At 64.4% G+C, this 24,300-nt stretch carries 20 protein-coding genes; 11 read left to right on the top strand and 9 right to left on the bottom strand.

Going from position 1 to position 24,300, the window contains the following annotated elements; translation table 11 throughout:
- Positions 1-31: 31 nt before the first annotated feature.
- The gene (locus ABIA65_RS03165) at positions 32-745 is read right to left on the bottom strand and encodes a DNA alkylation repair protein (RefSeq protein WP_354522583.1); all 714 of its coding nucleotides are present in this window, start codon (positions 743-745) and stop codon (positions 32-34) included.
- A 30-nt stretch (positions 746-775) separates the two neighbouring features.
- Positions 776-2,794 (bottom strand): fatty acid desaturase, encoded by a 2,019-nt coding sequence (locus ABIA65_RS03160; protein ID WP_354522582.1) that lies wholly within the window; start codon positions 2,792-2,794, stop codon positions 776-778.
- A gap of 144 nt (positions 2,795-2,938) precedes the next feature.
- Here ABIA65_RS03160 and ABIA65_RS03155 point away from each other — a divergent pair, with 144 nt between their 5' ends.
- Positions 2,939-4,189, top strand: a complete 1,251-nt coding sequence (locus tag ABIA65_RS03155) for a PucR family transcriptional regulator (RefSeq protein ID WP_354522580.1) — start codon at positions 2,939-2,941, stop codon at positions 4,187-4,189.
- 205 nt (positions 4,190-4,394) lie between these two features.
- On the top strand, positions 4,395-5,831 hold the full coding sequence (locus tag ABIA65_RS03150) for a short-chain fatty acid transporter (protein ID WP_354522579.1): 1,437 nt from the start codon (positions 4,395-4,397) through the stop codon (positions 5,829-5,831).
- Between the two features lie 8 nt (positions 5,832-5,839).
- Here ABIA65_RS03150 and ABIA65_RS03145 read toward each other — a convergent pair whose 3' ends face one another.
- Positions 5,840-6,106: an ArsR/SmtB family transcription factor gene (locus tag ABIA65_RS03145; protein WP_241402040.1), complete on the bottom strand. Its 267-nt coding sequence runs from the start codon at positions 6,104-6,106 to the stop codon at positions 5,840-5,842.
- A gap of 128 nt (positions 6,107-6,234) precedes the next feature.
- On the opposite strand from ABIA65_RS03145, the gene ABIA65_RS03140 reads away from it, so the two are divergent.
- Entirely contained in the window at positions 6,235-7,110 is an 876-nt protein-coding gene (locus ABIA65_RS03140; protein WP_354522578.1) for an NmrA family NAD(P)-binding protein, read from the top strand.
- Between the two features lie 216 nt (positions 7,111-7,326).
- Here ABIA65_RS03140 and ABIA65_RS03135 read toward each other — a convergent pair whose 3' ends face one another.
- The 5 genes from ABIA65_RS03135 to ABIA65_RS03115 form a co-directional block, all read right to left on the bottom strand.
- Positions 7,327-9,531, bottom strand: coding sequence for a N,N-dimethylformamidase beta subunit family domain-containing protein (locus ABIA65_RS03135; RefSeq protein ID WP_354522577.1), 2,205 nt, complete (start codon positions 9,529-9,531; stop codon positions 7,327-7,329).
- 49 nt (positions 9,532-9,580) lie between these two features.
- Positions 9,581-10,333, bottom strand: coding sequence for an SDR family NAD(P)-dependent oxidoreductase (locus tag ABIA65_RS03130; RefSeq protein ID WP_354522576.1), 753 nt, complete (start codon positions 10,331-10,333; stop codon positions 9,581-9,583).
- A gap of 84 nt (positions 10,334-10,417) precedes the next feature.
- A complete protein-coding gene (locus tag ABIA65_RS03125; protein ID WP_241402036.1) occupies positions 10,418-11,497 on the bottom strand; it encodes an NADP-dependent oxidoreductase in 1,080 nt (359 codons plus the stop codon).
- 56 nt (positions 11,498-11,553) lie between these two features.
- Complete coding sequence (locus ABIA65_RS03120; RefSeq protein ID WP_241402035.1) at positions 11,554-13,176, bottom strand: AMP-binding protein; 1,623 nt, start codon at positions 13,174-13,176, stop codon at positions 11,554-11,556.
- Positions 13,177-13,198: 22 nt separating this feature from the next.
- The gene (locus tag ABIA65_RS03115) at positions 13,199-13,945 is read right to left on the bottom strand and encodes a gamma-glutamyl-gamma-aminobutyrate hydrolase family protein (protein ID WP_354522574.1); all 747 of its coding nucleotides are present in this window, start codon (positions 13,943-13,945) and stop codon (positions 13,199-13,201) included.
- 322 nt (positions 13,946-14,267) lie between these two features.
- Here ABIA65_RS03115 and ABIA65_RS03110 point away from each other — a divergent pair, with 322 nt between their 5' ends.
- On the top strand, positions 14,268-15,839 hold the full coding sequence (locus tag ABIA65_RS03110; RefSeq protein ID WP_241402033.1) for an APC family permease: 1,572 nt from the start codon (positions 14,268-14,270) through the stop codon (positions 15,837-15,839).
- 77 nt (positions 15,840-15,916) lie between these two features.
- On the opposite strand, the gene ABIA65_RS03105 is transcribed toward ABIA65_RS03110, so the two are convergent.
- Complete coding sequence (locus ABIA65_RS03105; RefSeq protein WP_241402032.1) at positions 15,917-16,660, bottom strand: FadR/GntR family transcriptional regulator; 744 nt, start codon at positions 16,658-16,660, stop codon at positions 15,917-15,919.
- A 226-nt stretch (positions 16,661-16,886) separates the two neighbouring features.
- On the opposite strand from ABIA65_RS03105, the gene ABIA65_RS03100 reads away from it, so the two are divergent.
- From ABIA65_RS03100 to ABIA65_RS03070, 7 genes are all read left to right on the top strand, one after another.
- On the top strand, positions 16,887-17,618 hold the full coding sequence (locus tag ABIA65_RS03100) for an SDR family NAD(P)-dependent oxidoreductase (protein WP_354522573.1): 732 nt from the start codon (positions 16,887-16,889) through the stop codon (positions 17,616-17,618).
- Entirely contained in the window at positions 17,615-18,895 is a 1,281-nt protein-coding gene (locus tag ABIA65_RS03095; protein WP_354522572.1) for a YlbE family protein, read from the top strand. The genes ABIA65_RS03100 and ABIA65_RS03095 overlap by 4 nt, the downstream gene beginning before the upstream one ends.
- 5 nt (positions 18,896-18,900) lie before the next feature.
- Positions 18,901-19,662, top strand: coding sequence for an SDR family NAD(P)-dependent oxidoreductase (locus ABIA65_RS03090; protein ID WP_354522571.1), 762 nt, complete (start codon positions 18,901-18,903; stop codon positions 19,660-19,662).
- Positions 19,663-19,723: 61 nt separating this feature from the next.
- A complete protein-coding gene (locus tag ABIA65_RS03085) occupies positions 19,724-20,665 on the top strand; it encodes an alpha/beta hydrolase (protein ID WP_241402028.1) in 942 nt (313 codons plus the stop codon).
- Positions 20,665-21,402 carry an SDR family NAD(P)-dependent oxidoreductase gene (locus tag ABIA65_RS03080; RefSeq protein ID WP_354522570.1) on the top strand — a complete coding sequence of 246 codons (738 nt, stop codon included), beginning with the start codon at positions 20,665-20,667 and terminating at the stop codon, positions 21,400-21,402. Before ABIA65_RS03085 ends, ABIA65_RS03080 begins: the two co-directional genes overlap by 1 nt.
- 125 nt (positions 21,403-21,527) lie before the next feature.
- The gene (locus ABIA65_RS03075; protein WP_354522569.1) at positions 21,528-23,006 is read left to right on the top strand and encodes a flavin-containing monooxygenase; all 1,479 of its coding nucleotides are present in this window, start codon (positions 21,528-21,530) and stop codon (positions 23,004-23,006) included.
- Between the two features lie 98 nt (positions 23,007-23,104).
- Entirely contained in the window at positions 23,105-24,265 is a 1,161-nt protein-coding gene (locus ABIA65_RS03070) for an acyl-CoA dehydrogenase family protein (RefSeq protein ID WP_354522568.1), read from the top strand.
- The last annotated feature ends 35 nt before the right edge of the window (positions 24,266-24,300 follow it).

The raw sequence follows: 24,300 nt of genomic DNA, 5'->3' as shown, positions 1-24,300 counted from the left end.
GCGACATCCAGCGCATCCCTGCAGGTGCGCGTCACGGTCCGAGATGCTTGCACGCCTCTCGCTTCGAGAGCCCGCTGAGCCGATGCTCGCGCGTCTCGACGAACGCCCGAACCCACGCCGGGTCGGTCCTGGCGTATTGCCGCAGCGCCCATCCGATCGCCTTGCGGATGAAGAAGTCGGTGTCGGCGGCGTTGGCGTCGATCGCGAGTGTGAGCAGCTCCAGGTCGGTGTGGTGCTTCGCCCCCAGCTGAGCGATGACCGCGGTTCGGCGCAGCCAGAGGTCCGGGTCGGTCGCCCACGCGACGAGGGTGGATCGCACCTGACCGGGATGCGACGCGAGGATGGGACCGATCAGGTTCGCGGCGATCTCGTCGACGGTGTCCCACCACGCCCCGGTGATGATCAGAGTGCGGTACAGCGGAAACCTGGCCGGGGTCTGGTATCGCCGGTACAGCCGGTATCGGGCGAGTTGAATTGCGGCGTAACGCTCTTCTCGGAAATCTGCCGCGGTGAACAACTGCCCGACGGTGTCATCGAGCGACTCCTCCGAGTCGAGGCGGTGTGTGTCGAAGACCGTCCGACAGATGCGACGCACCTCGGGGAGGCGGACACCGTGGAACGGCATCGCCGATTTCATGTACCTCTGCATCAGCGGTGCGCGGTCCGGATCACCCGCGGCGGCGAGCTCGTGGCGCACCCGCGTGATCAGCTCGACGTCGGCAGCCCCGCCCCTGTCCGTGTCCACGCACCCAGGCTATGGGTACGGAGCTGGCTTTTATGCGTCGTAGTCGACCGAGACGGTCGGGCTTGTCGGATGCGCCTGACAGGTCAGCACATAGCCGGCATCCAGTTCGGCGGGTCCGAGCGCGAAGTTCTGGTCCATCACGACCGTGCCGGAGACGAGCTTGGCGCGGCACGTGCCGCACGCACCGCCCATGCAGGAGTAGGGGGCGTCACTCCGGGTCTGCAGGGCGCCCTCCAGGATGGACTCCCCGGGCGCAAGATCGACCGTCGCCTGCCGTCCGGACAGGGTGAAAGTGACTGTGGCAGCGTCATAGTCACCATTGGTGGTGCTGCCGGGGGAGTAGCCGGTGAACAGTTCCGTGTGGATACGCTCCACGGCGACGCCATGACCGGTCAGCGTGTCCCGGGCGGCGGTACTCATGTCGATCGGGCCGCACAGGAACCACTCGTCGACGGTGTGGGGCCGCAGGTCGGTGGTCAGCCAGCGCTGGAGCTTGTCCCCGTCGATCCGGCCGCGAAACGCGGGGGTGTGCAGCGGCTCGTCGCTCAGCACGTGCCTGACTTCCAGCCGGTCGGCGTAGCGGGATTCCAGCCGGGCGAGATCGTGCCGGAACATCGTCGAGTCCTTGGTGCGGTTGCCGTAGATCAGGGTGAACCGGCTCTCGGTCTCGATCTCCAGCACCGTTTCCAGGATCGACAGCACCGGTGTGATTCCGCTGCCGGCCACCAGCCCCACATAGTGCCGTCGTGCCAGCGGATCCAGCGGAGTGCCGAACCTGCCTGTGGGAGTCATCAGCTCCAGGACGTCACCGGCCCGCAGGTCGTTGGCAACGAAACTCGAGAACGCGCCCCCGGGAATGTGTTTGACCGCAATCCGCAGCTGAGCGCGGGTGGCGGGCGCGCAGATCGAGTAGCTGCGACGAACCCCCACACCACCGAGATCGGTGCGGACGGTCACGTGCTGGCCGGGCTCGAACCGGAACTCATCGCGCAGCGTCTCGGGCACGGCGAACGTCACCAGGGTGCTGTCCTCCGTGATCGGGTCCACCGAGGCCACCGGGATGCGGTGCAGCACTGCGTGCGGGGCGCTCGACCGCGGCGGCATGTAGACCGGCACCACCCGGCCGAGCCTGCTGTTGAGCCGCTTCCACTCCCGGTACTCCGCGGGGTTGAGGTGCTGGCCGAACACCGTGGTGATCGCGGCATCGCGCTCCAGGTAGGCCTCTTCGTTGCGCTGCCAGGTTTTCCGGTACCGGTAGAACGGCACCGACGGGTGCAGGTGGTGCACCAGGTGGTAGTTCTGCGCGAGCATCAGCGGGGTGTACAGCCACTCCATGCCCACGCGGGCCCGGGTCGCGCCGTAGCGATTGCTGCGCTCGGTGTCGGCCAGTCCATGATGCGGCAGCCAGTCGAACCACCACACCAAGACGATGAGCCCGATGCGCTGGGGGATCAGGAACACCACCGCGAGCGTCGCGAGATTGCCGGTGCCGATCGCGACGCCCAGCCCAACCACGCACAGGATCAACAGTCCCAGGGTCTCGGCGACCTCGGGTTTCGGGCGGCTCCGCAGCGTGCGCAGGATGAACCTGCCGTACAACACCTCGGGGAACGGCCAGCGCAGCGGCATCTGCCACCACCGCGAATGTGAGGCCCAGGCATCGGGGTCGTTCTCGTCGTCGTTGGAGTTCCGGTGGTGCTCGATGTGGACGAACGCGTAGGTGGGGAAGGAGATGATCGGCACCACCAGCAGCCACGCCATCCGCCCGACCACACCGTTGACCCAGCGTGTGCTGCTGATCGCGTAGTGGATGGCGTCGTGGGTCACCGTGAACATCACGAACGTGACCACGGCATTGATCGCGATGGTGGCCGCAGCGGGCATCCAGCCCTGGATGTACCCGACCGTCGAGCCCAGGAATGCCGTCCACCCGACGACGAGGAGCGCCACGGTCGGGAGGGCAAGCCCGGGCACCGGGGCACCCGGGTCTGGCAGCGGGCGGCGCTCGGGCAGTGCCGTCGCCGTGTCGAACTCTGCTGCGATGGACATGAGCTGCTCCAGGGCTGTCGGTGACGGCTGCGGCGCGCAGAACCGCTCAGGACAACGCTATGAACCGGGTGAACCGAAAACGACGTCCTTGGGGCACCAACCGCGTCTCTCCCTTTGTCTCCTGGAGACAAGTACGCTGCGGGCATGGCCCAGCGAAGTGACGGCGATTCAGTGGCTGAATCCGCTGCGGCGGTGGTGGGTCGGCTGGCCGCCAAGCTCGATGAGGTCACGGCCCACACCCAGCGCGTCCTGATGGATGAGATCGCCGACCTGCATGGCGACGCGCAGCTTGTGCAATTGATGCGGGACAACGTCGCCGCGAACATCGACACCGTCTTCTCGGCGATCCGCCACAGCATCCCGGTGGAGCACGTGGAGGCGCCGACGGCGGCCCTGGAGTACGCGCGGCGGCTTGCCCAGCGCGACGTGTCGGCTAATGCGCTGGTGCGCGCCTACCGGATCGGCCACCAGGAGGTGCTCAAGATCCTGCTCAAGGAGATCCGCGACTCCGATCTTGACGCACAACGTCAGCTCGATGTCTTCGAGGAGATCCTCGCCGTGACGTTCCGCTATATCGACTGGATCACCCAGCAGGTGCTCAGCACCTACCAGAACGAGTACGACCGCTGGCAGGAGAGCCGAAACCGTCTGCAAGCCGAGGTGATTCGCGGTGTGCTGGAGAGTGACGACGACGTCGACATCGACGCGACCTCGACGGCGCTGCGCTACCCCTTGCGGCGAACCCACCTGGCTCTGGTGCTGTGGTTCGAGGAATCCAATGATCAGAATGAACTCGGTGTCATGGAGCGGTACGTGCAGGACTATGCCGCCAAACTGGGTGCCCGTGACCGCGCCCTGTTCGTCTCGGCGGACCGGTTGACGGGGTGGGCCTGGATACCGGTGGAATCCGAATCCGCCCCGGTACTGCCTGCTCCCGCCGACGCGACGCTGCACGTCGCCGCGGGCCGGCCCCTACCGGGGGTGGCGGGGTTTCGCCGTTCGCACCGACAGGCGCAGCTTGCCCGTGCGGTGCTGACCGCGGCGGGTGCCTACCCTGCTCGGGCGATCAGCGCCGCCGAGTCGGGGCTGATGCTGGCCGGCCTGGCTGGAGGCAATCTGGATGAGGCGCGGGTCTGGGCGGCCGAGGTCCTCGGACCGCTGGCGTCGGCCAGTGCGGCCGACGAACGCCTCCGTGAGACCCTGCGGGTGTTCCTGCGCGCGGGATCGAGCTACAAGGCTGCCGCCGGGGAGCTGCACCTGCACTTCAACTCGGTGAAGTATCGAGTGGCGCGTGCGATCGAGCGCCGAGGCCGACCGATCACCGACGACAGGCTCGACGTGGAAGTTGCTCTGTTGCTGTGCCATTGGTACGGCACGGCAGTCCTCGCCGCCTGACCCGTCGACGCCCCAGGACCGCGCAGACGGCAACTCAGCCGGACGGCGCGTGCTGAACTGCGCGTCACGGCTTGAGACTCTGCTCGCCGCGATGCGTCGTTTCTCCGACCTCCTCGACCGCACGGCGCGATACTGAACAACTGGCGCAGCCGAAGCTCAGCCTCCGATGGGGAGGGCCGGGCGATGAGAAGAGGAATGGGGCGGGATGACCACTGCCACTGCAGATTCTCGCTCCGAGAAGGGCTTGGCGCGGGTCGCCCAGTCGCTGGCCGGTTGGACGGAGAAGTGGTTCCCCGACGCCTACGTCGTCGCCCTGGCCGGTGTCTTCGTCGTCACCGTCGCCGCACTGGTCAACGGGTCCTCTCCGCAGACCGTCGCGAATGCCTTCGGCGACGGCTTCTGGGATCTGACCGCCTTCACTTTGCAGATGGCCATGGTGGTGCTGACCGGATATGTCGTCGCCACGAGCCCGCCGGTGGCCAGGCTGATCGATCGCCTCGCCACCGTGCCGCAGTCGGCAAGGACCGCGGTGAGTTTCGTTGCGTTCCTGTCTATGTCGGTCTCGTTCCTGAACTGGGGGCTCAGCCTGGTGTTCGGTGGTCTGCTGGCCCGGGCCATCGCCCGTCGAACCGATCTGCGGGTGGACTACCGTGCGCTCGGCGCCGCGGCCTTTATGGGGCTGGGCGCGGTGTGGGCCCTGGGGATGTCATCCTCGGCCGCTCAGTTGCAGGCAACCGCCAGTTCGCTGCCCGATGAGCTACTGAAGATCACCGGGGTTCTCGACTTCGGCACGACGATCTTCACGTGGCAGTCCCTCCTCACATGCGCCATCCTCATCGCGCTGACCGTGGCCATCGCTCACTTCTCCGCACCGAGGGGCGCGGCCATCAAGACCGCCGAGGATCTGGAGGTGGACCTCGACGACCGGACCGAGGAGGTGCCACCACGCTCGCGGCCGGGGGAGTGGCTTGAGTACAGCCGTGTCCTGCCGGTGCTGGCGGGTCTGATGACGTTGGGGTGGCTGATCTCCCAGCTGGTCACCAAGCCAGTGCTGACCGTCGTCAGCAGCCTCAACGGGTATCTGCTGGTCTTTCTCATCCTGGGACTGGTACTGCACGGCACACCACGCAAGTTCCTGCAGGCCGTCGCCAAGGCCGTGCCTGCGACAGGCGGCATCCTTGTTCAGTTCCCGCTGTACGCCGCCATGGCGGCGATCCTCACCAAGGCGGAGGGCCGCGGCGGCCACACCGTCTCGGATCAGCTGGCGCAGGTGTTCACGAGCGTGGGCGGCGGGGCCTTCGCGGTCGTCATCGCCCTCTACACCGTGGTGCTGGGTCTCTTCGTCCCATCCGGCGGCGGCAAGTGGTTGGTCGAGGCACCCTACGTCATGCAGTCGGCCACCGATGTCCAGATGAACCTGGGCTGGACGGTTCAGATCTACAACGTGGCCGAAGCGCTGCCCAACCTGATCAATCCGTTCTTCATGCTGCCTCTGTTGGCGGTGCTCGGCCTGCGGGCCCGTGATTTGGTCGGATTCACGTTCCTACAGTTCATCTTCCACCTGCCGGTGGTGCTGGCCCTGGTGTGGCTGCTCGGAATGACCTTCGACTTCGCGCCTCCGGTTGTCCCTCCTGCGCCGTGAGCCCCGGGCTATTGGCTGCGTTCGGCAACCAACAAGGACAGGAGCCCCGGAAACTCCCGGTCGATGTCTGCCCGTCGCAGTAGCACACCTTTGCGGTTGCCGTAGTCGGTCAACTGTATGAGCCCGGAGTCGTTGAGAACTCGAAAGTGATGCGTAGCAGTCGATTTAGTGACCGGTAGCGCAAATGACGAGCAGGTGCGTTCAGTGTCGGCGCTCGCCGCCGCCAGTTCGGCGATGACGCCTCTGCGGTGCGGATCTGCCAGTGCCGACAGCACAGCTCCTAGCGTCATCACATCCCCTCACCCAGGTACGACTTGCGTCGTACCTGACGCATGGCTAGCCTCGTGTACGAAAGCCATCGTACCTTGCGGGTGGCATCCAATCCGCGACCGAGGAGTCCCCCATGGGCCAACAATTCAATGAGACTGTCGCCGTCACCGGCGCCACGGGAGCGTTGGGCAGCCGAATTGCGGCGGAACTTGCCAAACGCGACGTTCCGCAACTGCTGGTGGCGCGCAACCCGACCGGTCTGCCGCAACTGGCAAGTGCCCAACACCGGGGGCCTGCCGAGTACTCCGATTCCGCGGCCATGCGGCGCGCGCTGGACGGCGCGTCGACTCTGGTGCTCATCTCGGGACACCCGACCGGTCGGCGCCTGGAGGAGCATGCGAGCGCGGTTGAGGCGGCACTCGCGGTCGGTGTCGAACGGGTTCTCTATGTCTCGCTGCTGGGGGCGGGGCCCGTCGCGACGTACCGCAACGCACGCGACCACTGGCTCACCGAGCAGTTCATCGTCGGAACCGGTCTGCGCCACACCATTTTTCGCGCGGGCTTCTACGCGGCGACGCCGGCCGCGCTCGCAGATGAGGATCTGGTGATCAGCGGGCCGGGCGGAACTGGGCAAGCGGCGTTCGTCACGCACGGCGATATCGCCGCAGTCGTGGCCGCCGTGGCACTGGACTCCAGTACCGAACACGACGGCGCGATTCTTGAAGTCACCGGGCCCGAATTGCTCACCCTGGAGCAAGCGGTCGCGCGAATCGCCACGGCGACCGGGCGGCCGTTCCGCTATCACGCCGAAACGCTCGAAGAGGCGTTCAGCCGTCGCTGGAAGCAGGGCATCGATGGCAATCAGATCGAAGCGTGGATCTCGTGGTATCAGGCGATTGCGCGCGGTGACGTCTCGGCACTCACGGACGTTGTGGAGCGGGTTACGGGTCGTCCAGCCACGCCGATCGAGCGTTCCGACTGGTGGCCAGAGCCGAATACGGCCTACTGAGCCTGGCGGTGCGCTCTATTCCACAATCGTAGAGGCGTCACCGCCGTCTCGACCATTGACGGCACTACGGTCTTCTCGGCTACGTCAGCACCACGTTCGCGACGGCCAGCGGCACGGTGGTCGTTTGCGCTCGGCTCGCACCCGGATGCCGAACTGCCGATCATGGCGTGGGCTGAGCGCCCCACCGGGGAATGAGGGGTTCGGTGCTGCGCAGATCTAACTTCGTCGGCTGACGAATGCCGTAATGACGTTCTCGGTCATCCTTGAGACTCCGTTGTTCGTGTTCGCGTGTAGCAGCGAGCCGGACCAGGCGATAGAGCCGGTGGAGAACACCTCTCCACCGTGTGGGGTCCTGAAGTAGACGATGTCGGCGTGGACCTCCGGGTCTTGTTGACCGCCACCGTGATCGGGCAAGTTCATCCCGATCTCCTCGAGGACACGTTGATAGAAGTTCGAGTGGCCGCGGGAGGAGGCGAGCACAACGGCATGGGCTGGCGTTCCGAGTGCGACGTCGACTCTGTCTATCTCGTCGCCCGCAGCGCCCCCCATCACTGCACCGTAATCGCCAATAGGATCTTCCTGTACGCCGTCGAGAATCCATGCCCATGTGGGATCTGCGGCTGCATTGGAGAGGTAATAGGGTTCGGATCGACCCCAGCCCTGGGCTGCGAATCCGACACCGGCCAGTTCTTGCGGGGCGCGGCCGCGGTGTCGCCATAATCCGCCTGGTAAGCCGGTCGACATCAGCGTGATTTCACCCGGATATGACTCCCAGCAGCGGATGCCTGCGTGCCCGCGCCGAATCTCGACTGTGAGCGGGCTGGTGCTGAGAACGCCTGTGACCCAGTACCATCCGTTACCGCCGAGATAGAGAAGTCCTCCGCCGTTGTCGCGATAGTCGGTGAGTGCGTCGAGCATCTCCTCGGAGGTGTATTCGGGGTGCGAGCCGGAGATCACCGCAGCGTAGGGCTCGAGGTAGTCAGCGCCGCGTTCGTGGACTTCGAGGTCGGTGATGACGTCGGCGTCGATGCCGCGTCGAGCAAGCCACTCGATGAGGTACATGTCCGACGAGAACGACCGGCCGGCATCAATGAGCCACATTCGGTAGCCGCGGCGCATGTTCACGATGTGTCGGCGTGCCGAGGACAGCATGACGCCGCTGCCGTCTGGGTGGGTGTCGTACATCGACAGCCCGAACGATGCGTCGCCGACGTGCGCCAGGTCGGCCTCCTCGATGGCGACGTGTTTGTCGGTCATGGCGCTTGAGTCGAGTCCGTTGAACAGGGTCTCGTTCGCGTAGGCGAGGTAGGTGAACGTGGGCAGTACGACCAGTACCTTGTTGCGGGGGTCGGTGGGCCGCGGGACCACAGTGATCGGCACCGTGTCGCTGCCGTGGTTGTTCTCGACGACGATCGCATACACGCCGCTGGCTAGGTCCTCGGGTAGGTCGGCGGTCAGCACGCTGTCCCACCCGGCGTCGAACAGGTCGGTGCTGTGGAAGTGCACGGCGGCGTACTCGCCGGGTGACGCCGTGAAATCGAGGCTACGGCCGGTGAAGTGTCTACCCGTGACACCGCGGCCCGGCCCGTTGACGAGCACTCCGGGCCTTTGACCTGGTGCCAGGGCGGTGGCCACGGCGGGATCGTCGCCGTGTTGGAAGGACAGTCGCCATCCCGCTACCAGTTCCAGCTGCTCGATGCTGATGTCGCCACGCACCAGCGCCTTTGCGTCGGTTTCCTGCAGGGCGGCAGTGCTGACGAATGGATCTTCCAACTTGCCGTTGAAACTTTCGACGGCGAGCCCCCAGGCGCCTCCGGGTGCGGTGACCACCGCGCGGCCTTGGCGGGCGCCGACGGTAACCGGTCCTGTGAGCGGGATGTGGCCGGGCGCATAACTGGCCGTGGCGTTCGCGTCGACGCCCCGCAGAGGATCTTCTGGTGTGACGACAATGCGGGCCTCGGTCGGAGTGAGTGTTGCCATCACCAGGTGCCATTGGTGATCGGCGAGCCGGGGGCCTTGTACGAGAAGAGCGTCGTCGGCGTCGACGAGCGCCACGTGGCCGTGATGGAGGCGAAGTGCTGGGCCCCCAGACAGAGAGAGCAGGGTCTGCACCGGCTCCGATGAATGGTTCGCGGACCAGACGAATGCGCCCAACGTGACTGCTCCACTGCTCGGCGGTGTCAGGTGGCTCAGCTCGCCAAGCAAGAAGGAACCGACACACGTCTGTTGGAGAGAGGCCGGATAGCGGCCCGCGTGCTGCCAGTCGACGTTAAGGTCCAGGCTGGTGTCGGATGCGCTGGAGCTTTGCAGGCGAATCAGTCGGATGTCGACTGGCGCATCAGCGCTCACGTGCACGCTGACGGTCTGGCCTCGCTCGTAGGACAGAGAATCGGTGTAGGCCCGGACGGCCAGGGTTGGCATCGCGTTATCTCCTGTATTGGCAGTGCAGTGACGTGTGTTTGACCTGCCATCAGGCCGGGCCGGCGGCCAAGTACCCACCGTCCACCGGCAAGTTGATCCCGTGCACGTAGTCGGCCAGTCGCGAGGACAGGAAGAGCACTGCGTGTGCGATCTGATCTGGCGTTGCCCATGCCTGTGCAGGAATGGCCGCTGCAATTGCTGCTTTGGTGTTTGAGTCGTAGATGTCGGTCATCTCGGTGTTGGTGAATCCGGGTAAGACGGAGTTGACGTTGATCCCGAGCGCCGCGTGTTCAACCGCGAGTTGTCGGGTCAGGTTGATGAGCAACCCCTTCGAGGCGCAGTATGCGGTGAAGCCGGGGCTGCCGACCAGGCCCGAAACTGACCCGATGATGACGACTCTGCCGCCCCGCCCGGCAGTGACCATGTGGTGCAACGTTTCTCGGACTGTGTAGAACACTCCGTCCACGTTGATGGTCATGTGGTGGCGCCAGAGATCGTCATCGGTGTCGGTTGCGGCCGCGGGGATCACGACGGCTGCGCTGTGTATCGAGATATCCACACCCCCCTCTGCAGCAATCTCGGCGAACACTCGCTTTACCGCGGCGGGATCGGCGACGTCGAGTACGCGATGCGATATCCGCGCTCGGACCTCGTCGCCAGTAGTGATGGCCGGTTGCGCTCGCCGAGACAGGGTGATGACCTCGGCGCCCGCGGACGCCAGCAGCTCGGCCGTGGCCCGACCGATGCCTGAGGTTCCGCCGACAACCACCGCGCGCTTTCCGCTCAGGTCTATGCAGTACACACTTGCCTTTTCCTAGGATTGAGGATGGATGCAGTTCAGTTGCTCACGAATCAGCCGCTACTGGCGGTCCTTTCGTTCCAGGAATCACGGTGTTGAGCGTTGGGCTATCTGCAATAGTTGCTTGCCGAAGTTCTTGCCGTCGAAGAGCCGGTTGAGGATCTCGGGGGCATCGTCGATAGCGCCGTTCTGGATGTCGTCGACCCAAACGAGGTCACCGTCGCGGACCCATGCGGCGAGGCGGTCGGCCGCTTCGCCGAACTGGTCGAGGAAGTCGGTGACGATGAAGCCGAGCATCGTGGCGCTGCGCACGGTGATGGTGGACAGGTTCGTCGGCCCGTAAGCGGTGGCTTCGTTGGAGTATCCGCTCGAGATTCCGCCGCACAACACGACTGTGCCGCGTTGCGCGGTATTACTGATACCGGCTTCCAACACTTGTCCGCCAACGTTGTCGTAGAAGACGTTCACACCGCCAGGCGCCAGCTCGGCGATGGCTTCCTTGATGTTCTGAGACTTGTAGTCGATCGCGGCGTCGAACCGGGCGACCTCGGTCAGCCACCGGGTCTTCTCCGGACCGCCGGCAATGCCGATCGTTGTCGCCCCCGCCAACCTGGCGAGCTGCCCCGCGACAGTGCCGGTCGCGCCGGCGGCACCTGAGACGAGGACGACATCGCCCGGCTTCGGTCGGCCCAACCCGAGCATCCCGAAGTATGCGGTCAGCCCGGTGGTGCCGAGGACACCAAGGACTGCCGTTGGGGGGATTCCGGAAGGCACCTTGTGTGCCTCCGGCAGCTCACCCGTGTTGCCATGGACGTGTTCGAGCGTGCCGACGGTGCCTCCGGCAGTCCGGCATAGTGCGTAGTTCTGCCATCCGAAGTTGCCATGGACCAGCGTGCCCTCGGGGAAGTCGGTATCGGCGCTCGCGATGACCTCGCCAACGGCGTGACCCCGCATGATGTCACCCAGTGGTACCGGGGGAGCGTAGGACGGACCGTCGTTCATCCATCCGCGCATCGCCGGGTCGAACGCCAGCCAGAGGACCCTCACGACCACTTCCCCCGGGCCAGGAGCCGCGACCGGCGACGTCTCGAGTGTGAAGTCGGACTGCTTCAGCGTCCACACGGGGCGGGTGGTTAGCAACATACGGCGGTTCTGGTCCTGCGTCATGTCAACGTCCTGTTCTAGAGGGGAAGTGGTTGATTTCGTTGCGGTGTTCGTCGAGCTCAGCCCTGTATTCGTGTCGTGGACTCGCTCCATCCGGAAGTCCGTAGCACCGTCTTCAGCGTCTTGCCCGTCGATGTCTTGGGTATCTCCGCCACGAACTGAATCTCGCGTGGGGCCTTATAGGCAGCGATCCGCGCCTTTAGGTGGTCGATCATGTCGTCTTGCGTGACGTGAGCATCTGCCATGGTGACGACGTACGCCTTCGGCCGCTCGCCCCACCTCTCGTCGGGTATGCCGACGACGGCGACGTCGCGAACGGCCGGATGAGACATCAACGCCTGCTCGACTTCGACGGATGAGATGTTCTCGCCGCCGGAGATGATCACGTCCTTGGCTCTATCGAATAGTTGGACGTAGCCGTCGGGGTGTCTGACACCGAGGTCACCGGAGTGAAACCAACCCCCTGCGAATGCGCGACTGGTCAGTTCTGGCTCGAGGTAGTAGCCCTTCATGACGATGTTGCCGCGCATGACGATCTCGCCCATCTCCGTTCCGTCGGGATCGACGTCGACCAGTGGGCTCTCGGGATCGGATGTGGTGCGGACCACCCGCATGGCTTCGGAGCACAGCATGCCGACGCCCTGGCGGGCGAGGCGAGCGGACAGCTCGTCTGGGCTCAAATCACGCCAGTTGGGCTGGATTTCACAGATTGAGTACGGGCCGTAGGTCTCAGTGAGTCCGTAGACGTGAACCACAGTGGCCCCCAGCGAGCGCACCGCCTCGATGGTGGCCGGACTAGGCGGCGCGCCGGCTGTGGTGATTGTCAGGTTGTGGTGAATCGGGTGGGCTTCTGAGGCATTGGTCAGGGTGTCGAGGACGATCGGAGCACCGCTGAGGTGGGTGACATCGTGGTCGTCGATGGCCTGCCACATCGCGTCCGCCCGAACGGCGCGCAGACACAGGTGCACGCCTGCGGTGGCGGTGACGGCCCACGGATTGCACCAACCATTGCAGTGGAACATCGGCAGCGTCCACAGGTAGCGGGTGTCGGCCGTGAACCCGTTGTGGACGACCTGGTTGAGTGCGTTGAGGTAGGCACCGCGGTGCGTGTACATCACCCCCTTCGGGCGTCCAGTCGTGCCGGAGGTGTAGTTGATCGCAATGGTGGCGCTCTCGTCGTCCGTCTCCCACGGCAGTGGCTCGTCGGTGCCGCGATCCAGAAAGCTCGAGTACGTCGTGGCAGTCCCCGTGTGCCCGTCGGCACCGTCGGCATCAGGTAGCTCGATAATCTCACCGACCGTGCGGAAGTCGTTGACGTGCAGACCTACTCGCTGCAGATGCGCGCCGTCGGCGAAGAGGAGCCTGGCCTCAGAGTGATCACAGATGTACTTGACCTCGGGAGGCGCAAGCCGGGTATTCACGGCCACGAGGACGTTGCCTGCCAATGGGATCGCGAAGTGCGCCGCGAGCATCTCGGCAGAGTTCGAGGCCAGGTAGGCGACACGTTCGCCCGGCTGTACGCCGGACGCTCGCACGGCGTGCGCCAAGCGGGTTACGCGCGCTGCCAGGTCGGAGTAGGTGAGGTGACGGTGGCCGTCGATCACCGCAACCTTGTCGGGAAAGACAGACGCGGAGCGGTCGAGAAACCGCAACGGGGTCAGTGGGACGTCAAGCTCGTTCATCGTTGGTCCTTCCTTCAGGGGTTCAGGAGCGTGCGGTGTTGAGGCGAGATCGATCGGCGCAACATTCGACGAAGCTGCGCATGAGGTTCGCGGAGTGGACATCGCTCGGCCACAGGATCTCGGGGTGCCACTGGACGGCAACGAGATTCGCCGCGGCGATCTCGAATGCTTCGACTAGTCCGTCCTCGGCAGTCGCCGCAGCGCGCACGCTTGGCGCCAGGGTGGCGAAGCCTTGGTGGTGGTAGCTGTTGACCGGAATTCGCCCCGCGCCACCTAGCCATGTGGCCAAGAGCGTGTCCGGATGGATATCCACGTTGTGGGCCGCTCCGTCGAGATCCTCTTCCTTGGTGCGATGGACGACGTGGCTGGGGCGATCGCGCACGAGATCTGCAAACAGCGTTCCATCCAACGCGACATTGGTGAGCTGCGCGCCGCGGCAGACCGCAAGTACCGGTATGCCTCGGCGCAGAGCGATGTGCAGGGCGGCCATCTCGTTGTCGTCCAATGCGCGCGGAGCTGCATTGACCAGTGGATCTGCGCCGTCGCCCCCGTACAGCTCGGGATTGACGTCAGAACCGCCGAGCAGAATCAAGCCGTCGACCATGCCAATGAGGTGCTCGAGATCCGTTCGAGGGTGGCGGCAGTCGATGGTTAACGGAGACGCACCTGAGGTGACGATTCCGCCGAGCATCTCCCGCCAATGGTGGTACCGCTCGAACACCTCGAAGTCCAAGGTGACGGCGACTGCGGGCTGCCGAGAATCTGTCACACCAGCTCCTTCCATAACCGGCTAGCCACAAATGCGTTCTCTGCAGGTTGTGGTCTAGGCGGGTTGCAACGTCTCAGAGTCGCGCACCCCTGAGGCGGCGGTGGCGCAGACCCGCCGGTGGGGTTCGCGTCTGGCTCGAAGGCCACTGCAACCAACCACACTAGAGCATAAAGGACTAGTCAATGGGGTTTTAACCCTTTGTCTCGATCCGTCGAGCGTGGCCGATCTTTTGGGGGTGTGCAGTGAGTCACATATATGGTCTACTAGTTCACCCTTTAAGTCCAGTCGCATAAACGGGTGGCAGCCCGGAGAAAGGATCAACGTGAGCGTTGAGGAAACAAGCTCGGGTTCAACGCCCTTGGGAGAGGGAACCTCTCATACGCTGAAGCGAGGAGCCGTCGGCCTGGCCGGCGTGGTGTTCATGGTGGTGGCGTTCTCGGCGCCCATCTCGGCTATGACGGCCAATCTCCCAGTTGCCGTTGGCTTTGGGAATGGCGCGGGGGCTCCTGCGGGTTTCATCATCGCCACCGTGGTGCTAACGATCTTCAGCGTGGGGTTCGTGGCGCTTGCGCGTCACATCACGGCCGCCGGTGCCTTTTACACCTTCGTCTCACGGGGATGGTCCCGCATTCCTGGCCTTGCGGCCGGCGTCATGTCGATGTTCGTCTACGTGATCATGGAAGCGGGCGTCATCGGCGTGTTCTCTGCGTTTGCTCAGCAGGCAGCGTCAACCTACCTGGACGTCAACGGACCCTGGTGGGTATACGGTTTCGTCGCAATCGTCGCCATCGCGCTTCTTTCGCACAAGGATGTGTCGCTGGCCGCCAAGGTGCTTGGTGTGGCGTTGGTGTGCGAGATCGCGATCCTCACGATCACGGCCGTCGGTGGGCTCGTACGGGGGCCCGGGATCGCCTGGAGTTCCCTGCTGCCCACTGCTGCGTTCGACACCAACGGCGTGACGAACGGCGCCGTCGGCTTGGGCTTGCTCATGGCCTTTTGGTCTTGGGTCGGGTTCGAGGCCACTGCGATATACGGCGAGGAGTCGAAGGATCCCAAGCGCATCGTTCCGAGGGCCACCCTTATTGCGGTCATCGGCATCGGGGTGTTCTACACCTTCATCGCGTGGGCGGTCATCAGCGCCAATGGGTCCCAGCAGTCCATCGACCTGGCATCAGGGGCTGACCCCTTCGAATTGCTGTACACCCCGGCGCGTGAATACGTCGGGCCCTGGGCGGTGACGGTATTCAAGCTGTTGGTACTCGGTGGAACATTCGCGTGCGCACTGGCCATCCACAATGCTGCGAGCCGTTATCTGTTCGCGTTCGGCCGTGATCGGCTGCTGTGGCCTCGACTCGGACTCGCGCATCCGCGTCATGGGTCGCCGTGGATCGCGTCCCTCGTACAGTCGGCCATCACCGTCCTGCTCGTGGTCGTCGCCATTCTGACGAACTCCGATCCCTACCTGACCCTGTTCACCCTGGTGGCGATCACCGCGACGCTGTGCTTGCTGGTCGTGCAGGTGTTGTGCTCGATCTCGGTCATCACGTACTTCCACGTCAAACGGCAGCATCCGGAGACCGCCGGAGTGTGGCGAACGCTGGTGTGTCCGATCGTCGGTGGACTGGGCATGGTCTTCGTGATCTATCTGATGATCTCGAACATGGCCGCAGCGGCTGGCAGCGCGGCCGAGTCTCCGCTCTTCAAGGCGATTCCGTGGATCGTCGTGACTCTGCTGTTCGGGTCCATGGCGGTGGCGTACTACCTGCGCAGGGTCAAGCCGGATGTCTACAACCGGATCGGCAGGACGGTCTTCGATGAAGAGCCAGTCGACCAACCCGCGGAGACTTCATACGACAACGACGTACCCGGAGCCCGCAAACTGATCCGAGATTAGCTCTCGCGTGCGAGGCAGAACACCCGGCGGCCGCGTCCCACGACGTGGTCGCCGGGCTAACGCCCGATGCCAACTGTCTATCGCTGGCGCAGCCAAGACTCGAGCGTGTGGCGGGTTGTATTTATGTGTTCGGTCATCGTCCCCGCTGCGAGTTCCTCGTCGCGATTCTCGATGGCATCGACGATGGCATCGTGGTAGTCGTTCGCGTTGGGCTCAATGTGATGAAAGATCGCTCCGACGGGGAACCACATCGTACGGCGGGCGTTCGCCACGGCATCGAACAGATAATCGTTGCGACACGCCTCTGCGATCTTGAGGTGAAACGCTGAATCCAATGATTGCCACTCGGTGACGAGGTGCGGCGACGGGTCTCCCTCTTGTGCCCGCGCGATGTGGGCGTCCATGGCTGACAACAGCTTGCGAAGTTGAGCGACGTCCCCGGCGCGTCGGCGCTCAGCGGCCAGGCGTGCGGCACCCGACTCCACGATCACGCGGTAGTCGAAGGCGTTGCCCAACAAAGCGCGGTTCTCGCGCATTGCCCGCCGTGTGGCGGCGCCGGCGTGCGGGTGGGTGGCGACGGTGACGCCGCCGTTGCGACCTCGTTTCACCGAGACCAGACCCTCTCGCTCCAGCATCGTCACCGCCGCGCGAACGGTGGTTCTTGAAACGTCGAGCATCTCGGACAACTCGCGCTCCGAGGGCAGCTTGTCGCCTGACTTGAATCGGCCCAGCTCCAAGGCGCGACGGATCTGCTCGACGACCAGTTCGTGAGCGGGGACCTGCCGTACCCGGCTGAGTTCTATGCCAGCAGAACTAGTCATGGGTGGATGTCCTTCCCGTCGTTGACCTCGATCTTAACCGATCAGGTCAGGCGGAATTGTAATTGAACCACTCAATGGTCCATAGGCCCTTTCGGGACGCTTGGGTCGAACTCAGCTCACATGTCCCCAGATGTCGATTTGGGCTAAAGGGTTGTTCTTTAGTGCTTTAAACGTCAGACTGGTCCTGTACGAAACGAGCTCAGTCCCCTTTGAGGAGGAGATGGCGTTGAGAAAAAGAGTCATAGTGACTGGAGGGGCCGGCGTCATCGGCCAGGCCATCTGCCGCCGGCTGCTGCAGAGTGGCTACGTTCCGGTCGCCGCGGATGTCGAGTCGGTGGTCAGCGAGCTGGATCTGGTGGCGGCCCGCATGGAGGGTGCGCTGGCGGTGGCGATGGATGTGAGTGACCGCGACAGCGTGGCCGCCGCGGTGGCGTCGGTGGTCGAGGACGGCGAGACGCTGTACGGGTTGGTCAACTGCGCTGGCATTCTGCGTGATTCGTTCCTGGGCGAGCTGGATGAGGCGAAGCTGGAGTTGATGTTTCAGGTGAACATTGCGGGGATGGCTCGCGTCACCGACGCGGTGGCACCGCTGCTGACCGAGGGCAGCGCTATCGTCAACATCGGCAGTCTCACTGGACATTTCGGACGCTTCCGGGGTGCATCGGTGTACGGCGCGACCAAGGCCGGGATCGCGGCCTACACCCGGTATCTGGCCGAGGAACTCGCCGAGCGTGGCATCCGGGTCAACAATGTCGCCCCTGGCGTGATCCGCGCACCGATGAGCCCGTCGATGGCGCGGGTGTCCGGCGGTGAGGAGCTCAGTGCCAGCTACGCGATGCTCAAGCGCATCGGTGAGCCCGAGGAGGTCGCCGAGGCCGTCGAGTTCCTGCTCTCGCCGCGCGCGTCGTTCATCACCGCCCAGACCCTGCTGGTCGACGGGGGCGTGGTCGCGTGGTGAGCACCGAGCAGGCCGGTGCGGCTCTGCGCGAGTTCACCTCCATCGACGAGGCCAACGCCGAGTCGTTCGCCCGGCTCAACGCCGCCGACCCGTGGGTCATCGACGTGCGGCCGGCACGCGAGGTGCTGCCGGGGTACCGCGACAATCTGGTGCTCACCTCGGGGGCGCCGATGTCGTGGCACGACTACACCGGCGGGCAGCGCGAGGCGCTCATCGGCGGGGCGCTGTTCGAGGGGTTGGCCGACAACCGCGAGGACGCGATCGCCCGATTCGCCAGCGGCGAGATCGAGGTGGGCGCGTGCCACGACTACGCCGCGGTGGGATCGCTGGCCGGGATCTACACCGCCTCCATGCCGGTGTTCGTGGTGGCCAACCGCACGCACGGCAACGTGGGCTTCTGCAACTTCTATGAGGGCAAGGAGCCGCGGCGGCTGAACTATGGCTGTTACGACGAGGGTGTGCACGAACGTCTGCTGCATGTGAACTCCGTGCTGGCGCCCGTGGTCGCAGAGGCGATCCGCCGCCGCGGGGGGATCGCGCTCAAGCCGCTGATCGCGCGGGCTCTGCGGATGGGCGATGAGGTGCACAGCCGTAACGCCGCAGCGTCGATTCTGTTCAACCGCGAGATCCTGCCCGCGGTCCTGGACATGGTCGAGGACGGTGTGGCGGGCGTGCGCGAGACGATGCTGCACCTGGCCGAGAACGACTACTTCTTCTTGAGGCTGTCGATGGCGGCCGCCAAGGCCTGCGCCGATGCGATGGTGGTGCCGGGTTCGACGCTGGTCTCGGCGATGGCGTTCTCGTGCCGCGGGTTCGCGATCAAGCTCGCGGGCCTGGGCGAGACCTGGTTCGAGGGGCCGCCCCCGATACATCAGGGCAAGCTGTTCGCCGGTCACACCGAGGACGAGATCACGTGGATGGGTGGGGAATCGCCCATCACCGAGACCATCGGGTTGGGCGGCTTCGCTCAGGCCTGCGCGCTGTCGCTGCAGGAATATCAGGGCGGTTCGCCGGAAGTGATGATTGAGCGCAACCTCGAGATGTATGCCATCACCTATGGAGAGAACAGCACCTACCGGATACCGCATTTCGGCTTCCGCGGTACGCCCACGGGTATCGACGCCCGCAAGGTCCTCGAGACTGCGGTCCTACCGGTGATGGACGTGGGATTGGCGGGTCGCGACGGCGGACAGATCGGCGCCGGCGTCATCCGGGCACCCCGCGAGTGCTTCGCCGACGCGCTGAGTGCGCACCGGGCTGCCTACGGTGCGTCATGACCGACATGAGCCGATCTCTGGCGCTGACATTCGGCGGCACGAGCGCGGTGGTCACCGGTGCGGCCTCGGGTATCGGCGCGGCGATCGCCCGGCTACTGGTCGGGGCCGGAATTCGCACGCTTGCAATGGATCTGCGGGAACCGGGACCACCTGGCCCGCGCGACGCCGGGCTGCTGGTGCCCAGAGCAGTGGACGTGCGCGACACAGAACGAGTTGGTGAGGCACTGCACCAGACGTTTCCGGACGGCCGCCTGAACTACGTGGTCAACTGCGCAGGTATTCCGGCCCACAGCGGCTTTCGAGGTGTCGGGCTCGGGGAGTGGCGTTCGGTCCTTGAAGTCAACCTGGTCGGGGCCTACAACGTAATCGACGCAAGCGCAGACCTTCTCGACGCAGGTACACCCGCAGCCATCGTGAACATCACGTCGATGGAGGCCAGTCGGGTGATCGCGCTGACCAATCCCGACCCCAATCCGCACTATGCAGCGTCGAAGTCGGCGCTGGCCATGCTGACGCGTACCGCGGCCAGGGCTCTGGGCCCCCATGTACGGGTCAACAGCATTGCGCCCGGATTCGTCGCCACGCCCATGGCCGCGGAGCACGGAGACACCTCTGCGCTGCCGGCTCAACTGGCCGCGCGAACGGTCCTGGATTGGTGGGCTGAACCCGACGATATCGCCAACGCGGTGGCGTTCCTGCTCAGCGATCAGGCCAGCTTCATCACCGGTGCCGATCTGAGGGTGGACGGGGGGTTCTCCACGACGTGAATCCCTCTGCCGCAGTACCTCCCAAGCGCCCGTCATTCCAAGGACTCGAAAGGAACCGTTGATGTCCATCGACCCCATCGCGCAGAAGATGCTCGACGACGCCCGAACGTCGGGCAGGCCCAACGCACATCTGTTGCCAATCCCAACGGCGCGAGATAACTTCGAAGCGGTCTTCGCCGGCCTGACCAAGCCCGACGTAGCGCGTACGGTGGACGTGGAGATTCCGACGCAAGACGGCGAACGCATTCGCGGTCGGCTCTATCTGCCGACGGCATCGTCCGACGTTCCGCTCACTCTCTATTACCACGGTGGCGGCTGGCTTCTGGGCAGCATCGACTCGCACGACGTCACCACGCGGCTGCTGGCCAACTCCTCCGGATCGGCCGTGTTGTCCGTGGACTACCGCCGCGGGCCGGAGCACCGCTTCCCCACGGCGGTGAACGATGCCCTTGATGCGTTGCTTTGGGCGATTAACGGATCCGCGCTCGACGGTCTGGGTGTTGATCTCGGGCGGGTGGCGGTTGCCGGCGACAGCGCCGGTGGAAACCTGGCCTGTGTCACCGCAGTTCTTGCCCGCGACATGGACCTCACTCCGGCTCTGCGCCACCAGTTGTTGGTGTATCCGGCGTCGACGGCCGACCTCGCGATCGGCTTCGACGACGACTACGAGGGCGTGATGCTCGAGCGCGACGAATTGCTCTGGCACCAACGCAACTACTTCGCCTCGCCGGAGAATGCAGCGGACCCCCGGGTATCGGTGTTGACGGCCGAGCTCCATGGACTGCCCGAGACCACGGTCATCCTCGCCGAGTGCGATCCGATCAAACCGCAAGGAACGCAGCTGGCGGAGGCTCTGGAGGACGCTGGCGTTGCCGTCAGCAGTCGTGAGTACCCGGGCATGATTCACGGATTCTTCGGCCTCGACCAGATCTTTCCCACCGCCTCCGACGCCATGCGGTTTGCGGGCGAACGATTGGCCGCGGCGCTGGGAGGGAGCAGCTGATGCGCACGGCACTGGTTACGGGAGCCAACGGCGGGATCGGCGGTGCCATCGTCAACCTGCTGCGCGCGGACGGGGTCCGTGTCATCGCCACCGACGTGAGCGGGTCGGCGTCGCCGGAACTCGCAGCGGGGACGGCGTATGTTCCCACGGACCTACTCGATGACACAGCGAGCTTCGATCCATTGATCGCCGAGGTTGGTGACGGTGGCCTGGACTACCTAGTCAATGCGGCCGGCTTGGCGTTCTTCGAACGTGATGGATCGATATTCGACAAGCACGACGACGAGGTGTGGGACAAGACGCTGGGGGTCAACCTGCATGCCGTGCGTCGTGTCACCACCGCAGCGTTGCCATACCTCAGGAGGGGGCAGGGCAAGAGCATCGTCAACGTCGCCAGCATCGCCGGTTTGCGGGGTATGGACTCACCGCTGGACGCCTACCAGGTGAGCAAGGCGGCCTTGGTGTCCCTGTCACGGTCCATGGCCCTGCGGCTGGCGACCGAGGGGATCCGATGCAACGTCGTCTGCCCCGGTGCGATCCTCACCCCGATGATCGCCCCGTTGTACGACGAGTCTCCGCAGCGGCGCACCAACATGGAGGGTCGAACACCGTTGGGTCGACTCGGAATCCCCGCCGATGTTGCGGAGGCGACCAGGTTCCTGCTCTCCGCCGGGGCGAGCTTCATAACCGCCGCCGAACTCGTGATCGACGGTGGATGGTCCGCCCAACTCAAGTAGTGCGCCACCCCTCTGGGACGACATGCGTCCCCTGCTTCAACCAACTGCATATCGGACCTCGAGTCCAGTTAGACGATCTGCGGCCGTGATGCCGAGAACAAGACAATCGAAAGTAGGTGATCTGTGTGAGCACAGATGTGAGGTACGCGCCGCGGGTGGCGGTCATCGGCGCTGGGTTCAGTGGATTGGCGGCAGCGGTGGCGCTCAAGAAGCGCGGTATCGACGACTTCGTGATCTTCGAGCGTTCGATCGGCCTAGGGGGGACGTGGCGGCACAACACCTACCCCGGTGCCGAGGTCGATCTGGAGTCGCACATCTACTCGTTCTCCTTCGAGCGCTATGACTGGACGCGGACCCACGCTGGCTGGCAGGAGCTGCTTGGCTACCTGCATTACGTGACTCACAAGTGGAATCTCCTCTCGCACATGAGGTTCAACGAGGAAGTCCAGCACGTCGCGTGGTCGGACGAACACCAGGAGTACACGGTGTCGACCTCCTCACAGGTCGATCATGGACAGTTCGACTACGTCATCAGCGCCGTTGGATTCCTCAATACTCCGGCCAAGCCACCCTTCGTGCGAGAAGAACACGACTTCAGTGGGCCGATCTGTCACACCTCCGAGTGGCGCGAAGATCTGGACATGGCAGGTAAGTCGGTGGGCATTCTCGGCACGGGTTCGTCGGCAGTGCAGGTGGTCACCGAAGCAGAGAAGGTGGCCTCTGCGGTGACCGTCTTTCAGATCGAGCCAAACTGGATGCTCCCCAAGAAGGCACGCGACTTCAGTCCACTCGAACGCCGACTCAACCGCCTCGCGCCCGTGTACGCCTTCCGGCGTTTGAAGCTGTGGGTCAATTACGACTTGCGTCAGCACCAGGCCCGTCATGCTCGAGAAGACCGACACCTCAACGGGAAACGCCGCAAGGCCGCGCTGGCATACCTCCATCAGCAGATGGCCGACCGCCCCGACCTGTTGGAGCTTCTGACCCCAGACTTCCCGATGGAGGGACGTCGCACCGTCATCAGCGACACCTACTACGAGACATTGAAGAGTCCGAAGGTCAGGCTGGTTCCGCACGCAGTCAAGGGGCTGTCCGCTCGCGGCGCCATGGACTCCAATGGTGAGGAACACCAGCTCGACATGATCGTGCTCGCCACGGGATTCCAAGCTCACCAATACCTGAGCACGTATCGGGTATCCGGTGAGAACGGCGTTGATCTTCATGAGACGTGGACTGATGGCGCGGAGGCATTCCTCGGAATGATGGTCCCTGGGTTTCCGAATTTCTTCATCATGTTCGGTCCCAACACGAATGTCGTTCCGCTAGTCGCGTTTTACGAAGCGCAGGGTGAGTTCGCGGCAAAGCTCATCGCCCGGGCGGCGCGCAACGGTAAGAAGCGTGTCGACGTCCGTCGTTCGGCCTTCCACATCTACAACGACTGGGCGCAGAGTCGCCTGTCGAAGACAGTCTGGGCGGTGACGGAGAGCTACTTCCGCGCCGGGGCTAACCGGTCGGGAAAGGTGATCTCACAGTGGCCGGCCAGCCCCAGCACTTACATATTGGCAACCAAACTCCTTCGTAGACTGGCAACTTCACTCAAGTGAGTCGCCTCAAATGAGGTAGCACCACGACGACGCCGCATCACGGGAGTTCGGCCTCTCGGCCGGCAGGTTGTGACCTCTGTGCCCAGGAAAGGACAACTATGACTATTGGTAACCCAACCTTTGACGTGCTGCAGCTCAGCGACGAACACCACGAACTCCGAGAGGTCCTGCGCGAGCTGTGCGACGAACGAATCGCTCCCCATGCTGCTGACGTCGACGCGGCGAGCCGCTACACCAACGAAGCTCTCGCGGCGTTGAATAACGCCAGCATGTCCTCGGTTCACATTCCCGAGCAGTACGGCGGGCAGGGAGCCGACGCCGTCGCGGGCTGCATCGTGATCGAAGAGGTCGCTCGGGTGTGCGCGTCGTCGTCGCTGATCCCGGTCTGCAACAAACTCGGCACGATGGGCCTGCTGCTGTACGGCAGCGAGGAGTTGAAGCAGCAGGTTCTGCCCGAGATTGCGGCAGGTGCCATGGCCTCCTACGCGCTCTCCGAACGTGAGGCGGGCAGCGACGCCGCGTCGATGCGGACGCGTGCCGTCGCAGACGGTGATCATTGGGTCCTCAACGGGGCGAAGTGCTGGATCTCCAACGGCGGCAAGTCCCGCTGGTACGCCGTTATGGCGGTCACCGATGCTTCTGCCGGCGCCCGCGGGATCTCAGCCTTCATGGTGCACGCGGACGACCCTGGGTTCCTCGTCGGGCCCAAGGAGCGCAAGATGGGCATCAAGGGGTCGCCAACCACTGAGCTGTACTTCGACAATTGCACGATCCCTCAGTCAAGGATCATCGGAGAGCCTGGCATCGGTTTCAAGATCGCATTGCGGACCCTCGACCACACCCGCCCCACGATCGGCGCGCAGGCCGTCGGTATCGCACAGGGCGCTTTGGAAGCAGCAATCGTGTATGTCAAGGAGCGCAGGCAATTCGGCACGACGATCGGCGACTTCCAGGGCACCCAGTTCATGCTCGCCGACATGGCGATGAAGATCGAAGCGGCTCGACTGATGGTGTACTCCGCTGCCGCCCGCGCCGAACGTGGGGAACCCGAACTGGGATTCATCTCCTCGGCGGCCAAGTGCTTTGCCTCAGACGTCGCGATGGAGGTCACCACCAATGCAGTCCAGTTGTTCGGTGGATACGGGTACACCAACGACTTTCCCGTCGAACGCTTCATGCGGGACGCCAAGATCACTCAGATCTACGAAGGCACCAACCAGATCCAGCGAGTGGTGATGGCCCGGTCATTGTTGCGATGACGTGTCGGGCACCGACACAGTTGGCCCAAACCTTG

It is taken from the genome of Mycolicibacterium sp. 624, assembly GCF_040548615.1.
Lineage (GTDB): Bacteria > Actinomycetota > Actinomycetes > Mycobacteriales > Mycobacteriaceae > Mycobacterium.
This window is presented reverse-complemented; position numbering and strand designations above follow the sequence as displayed.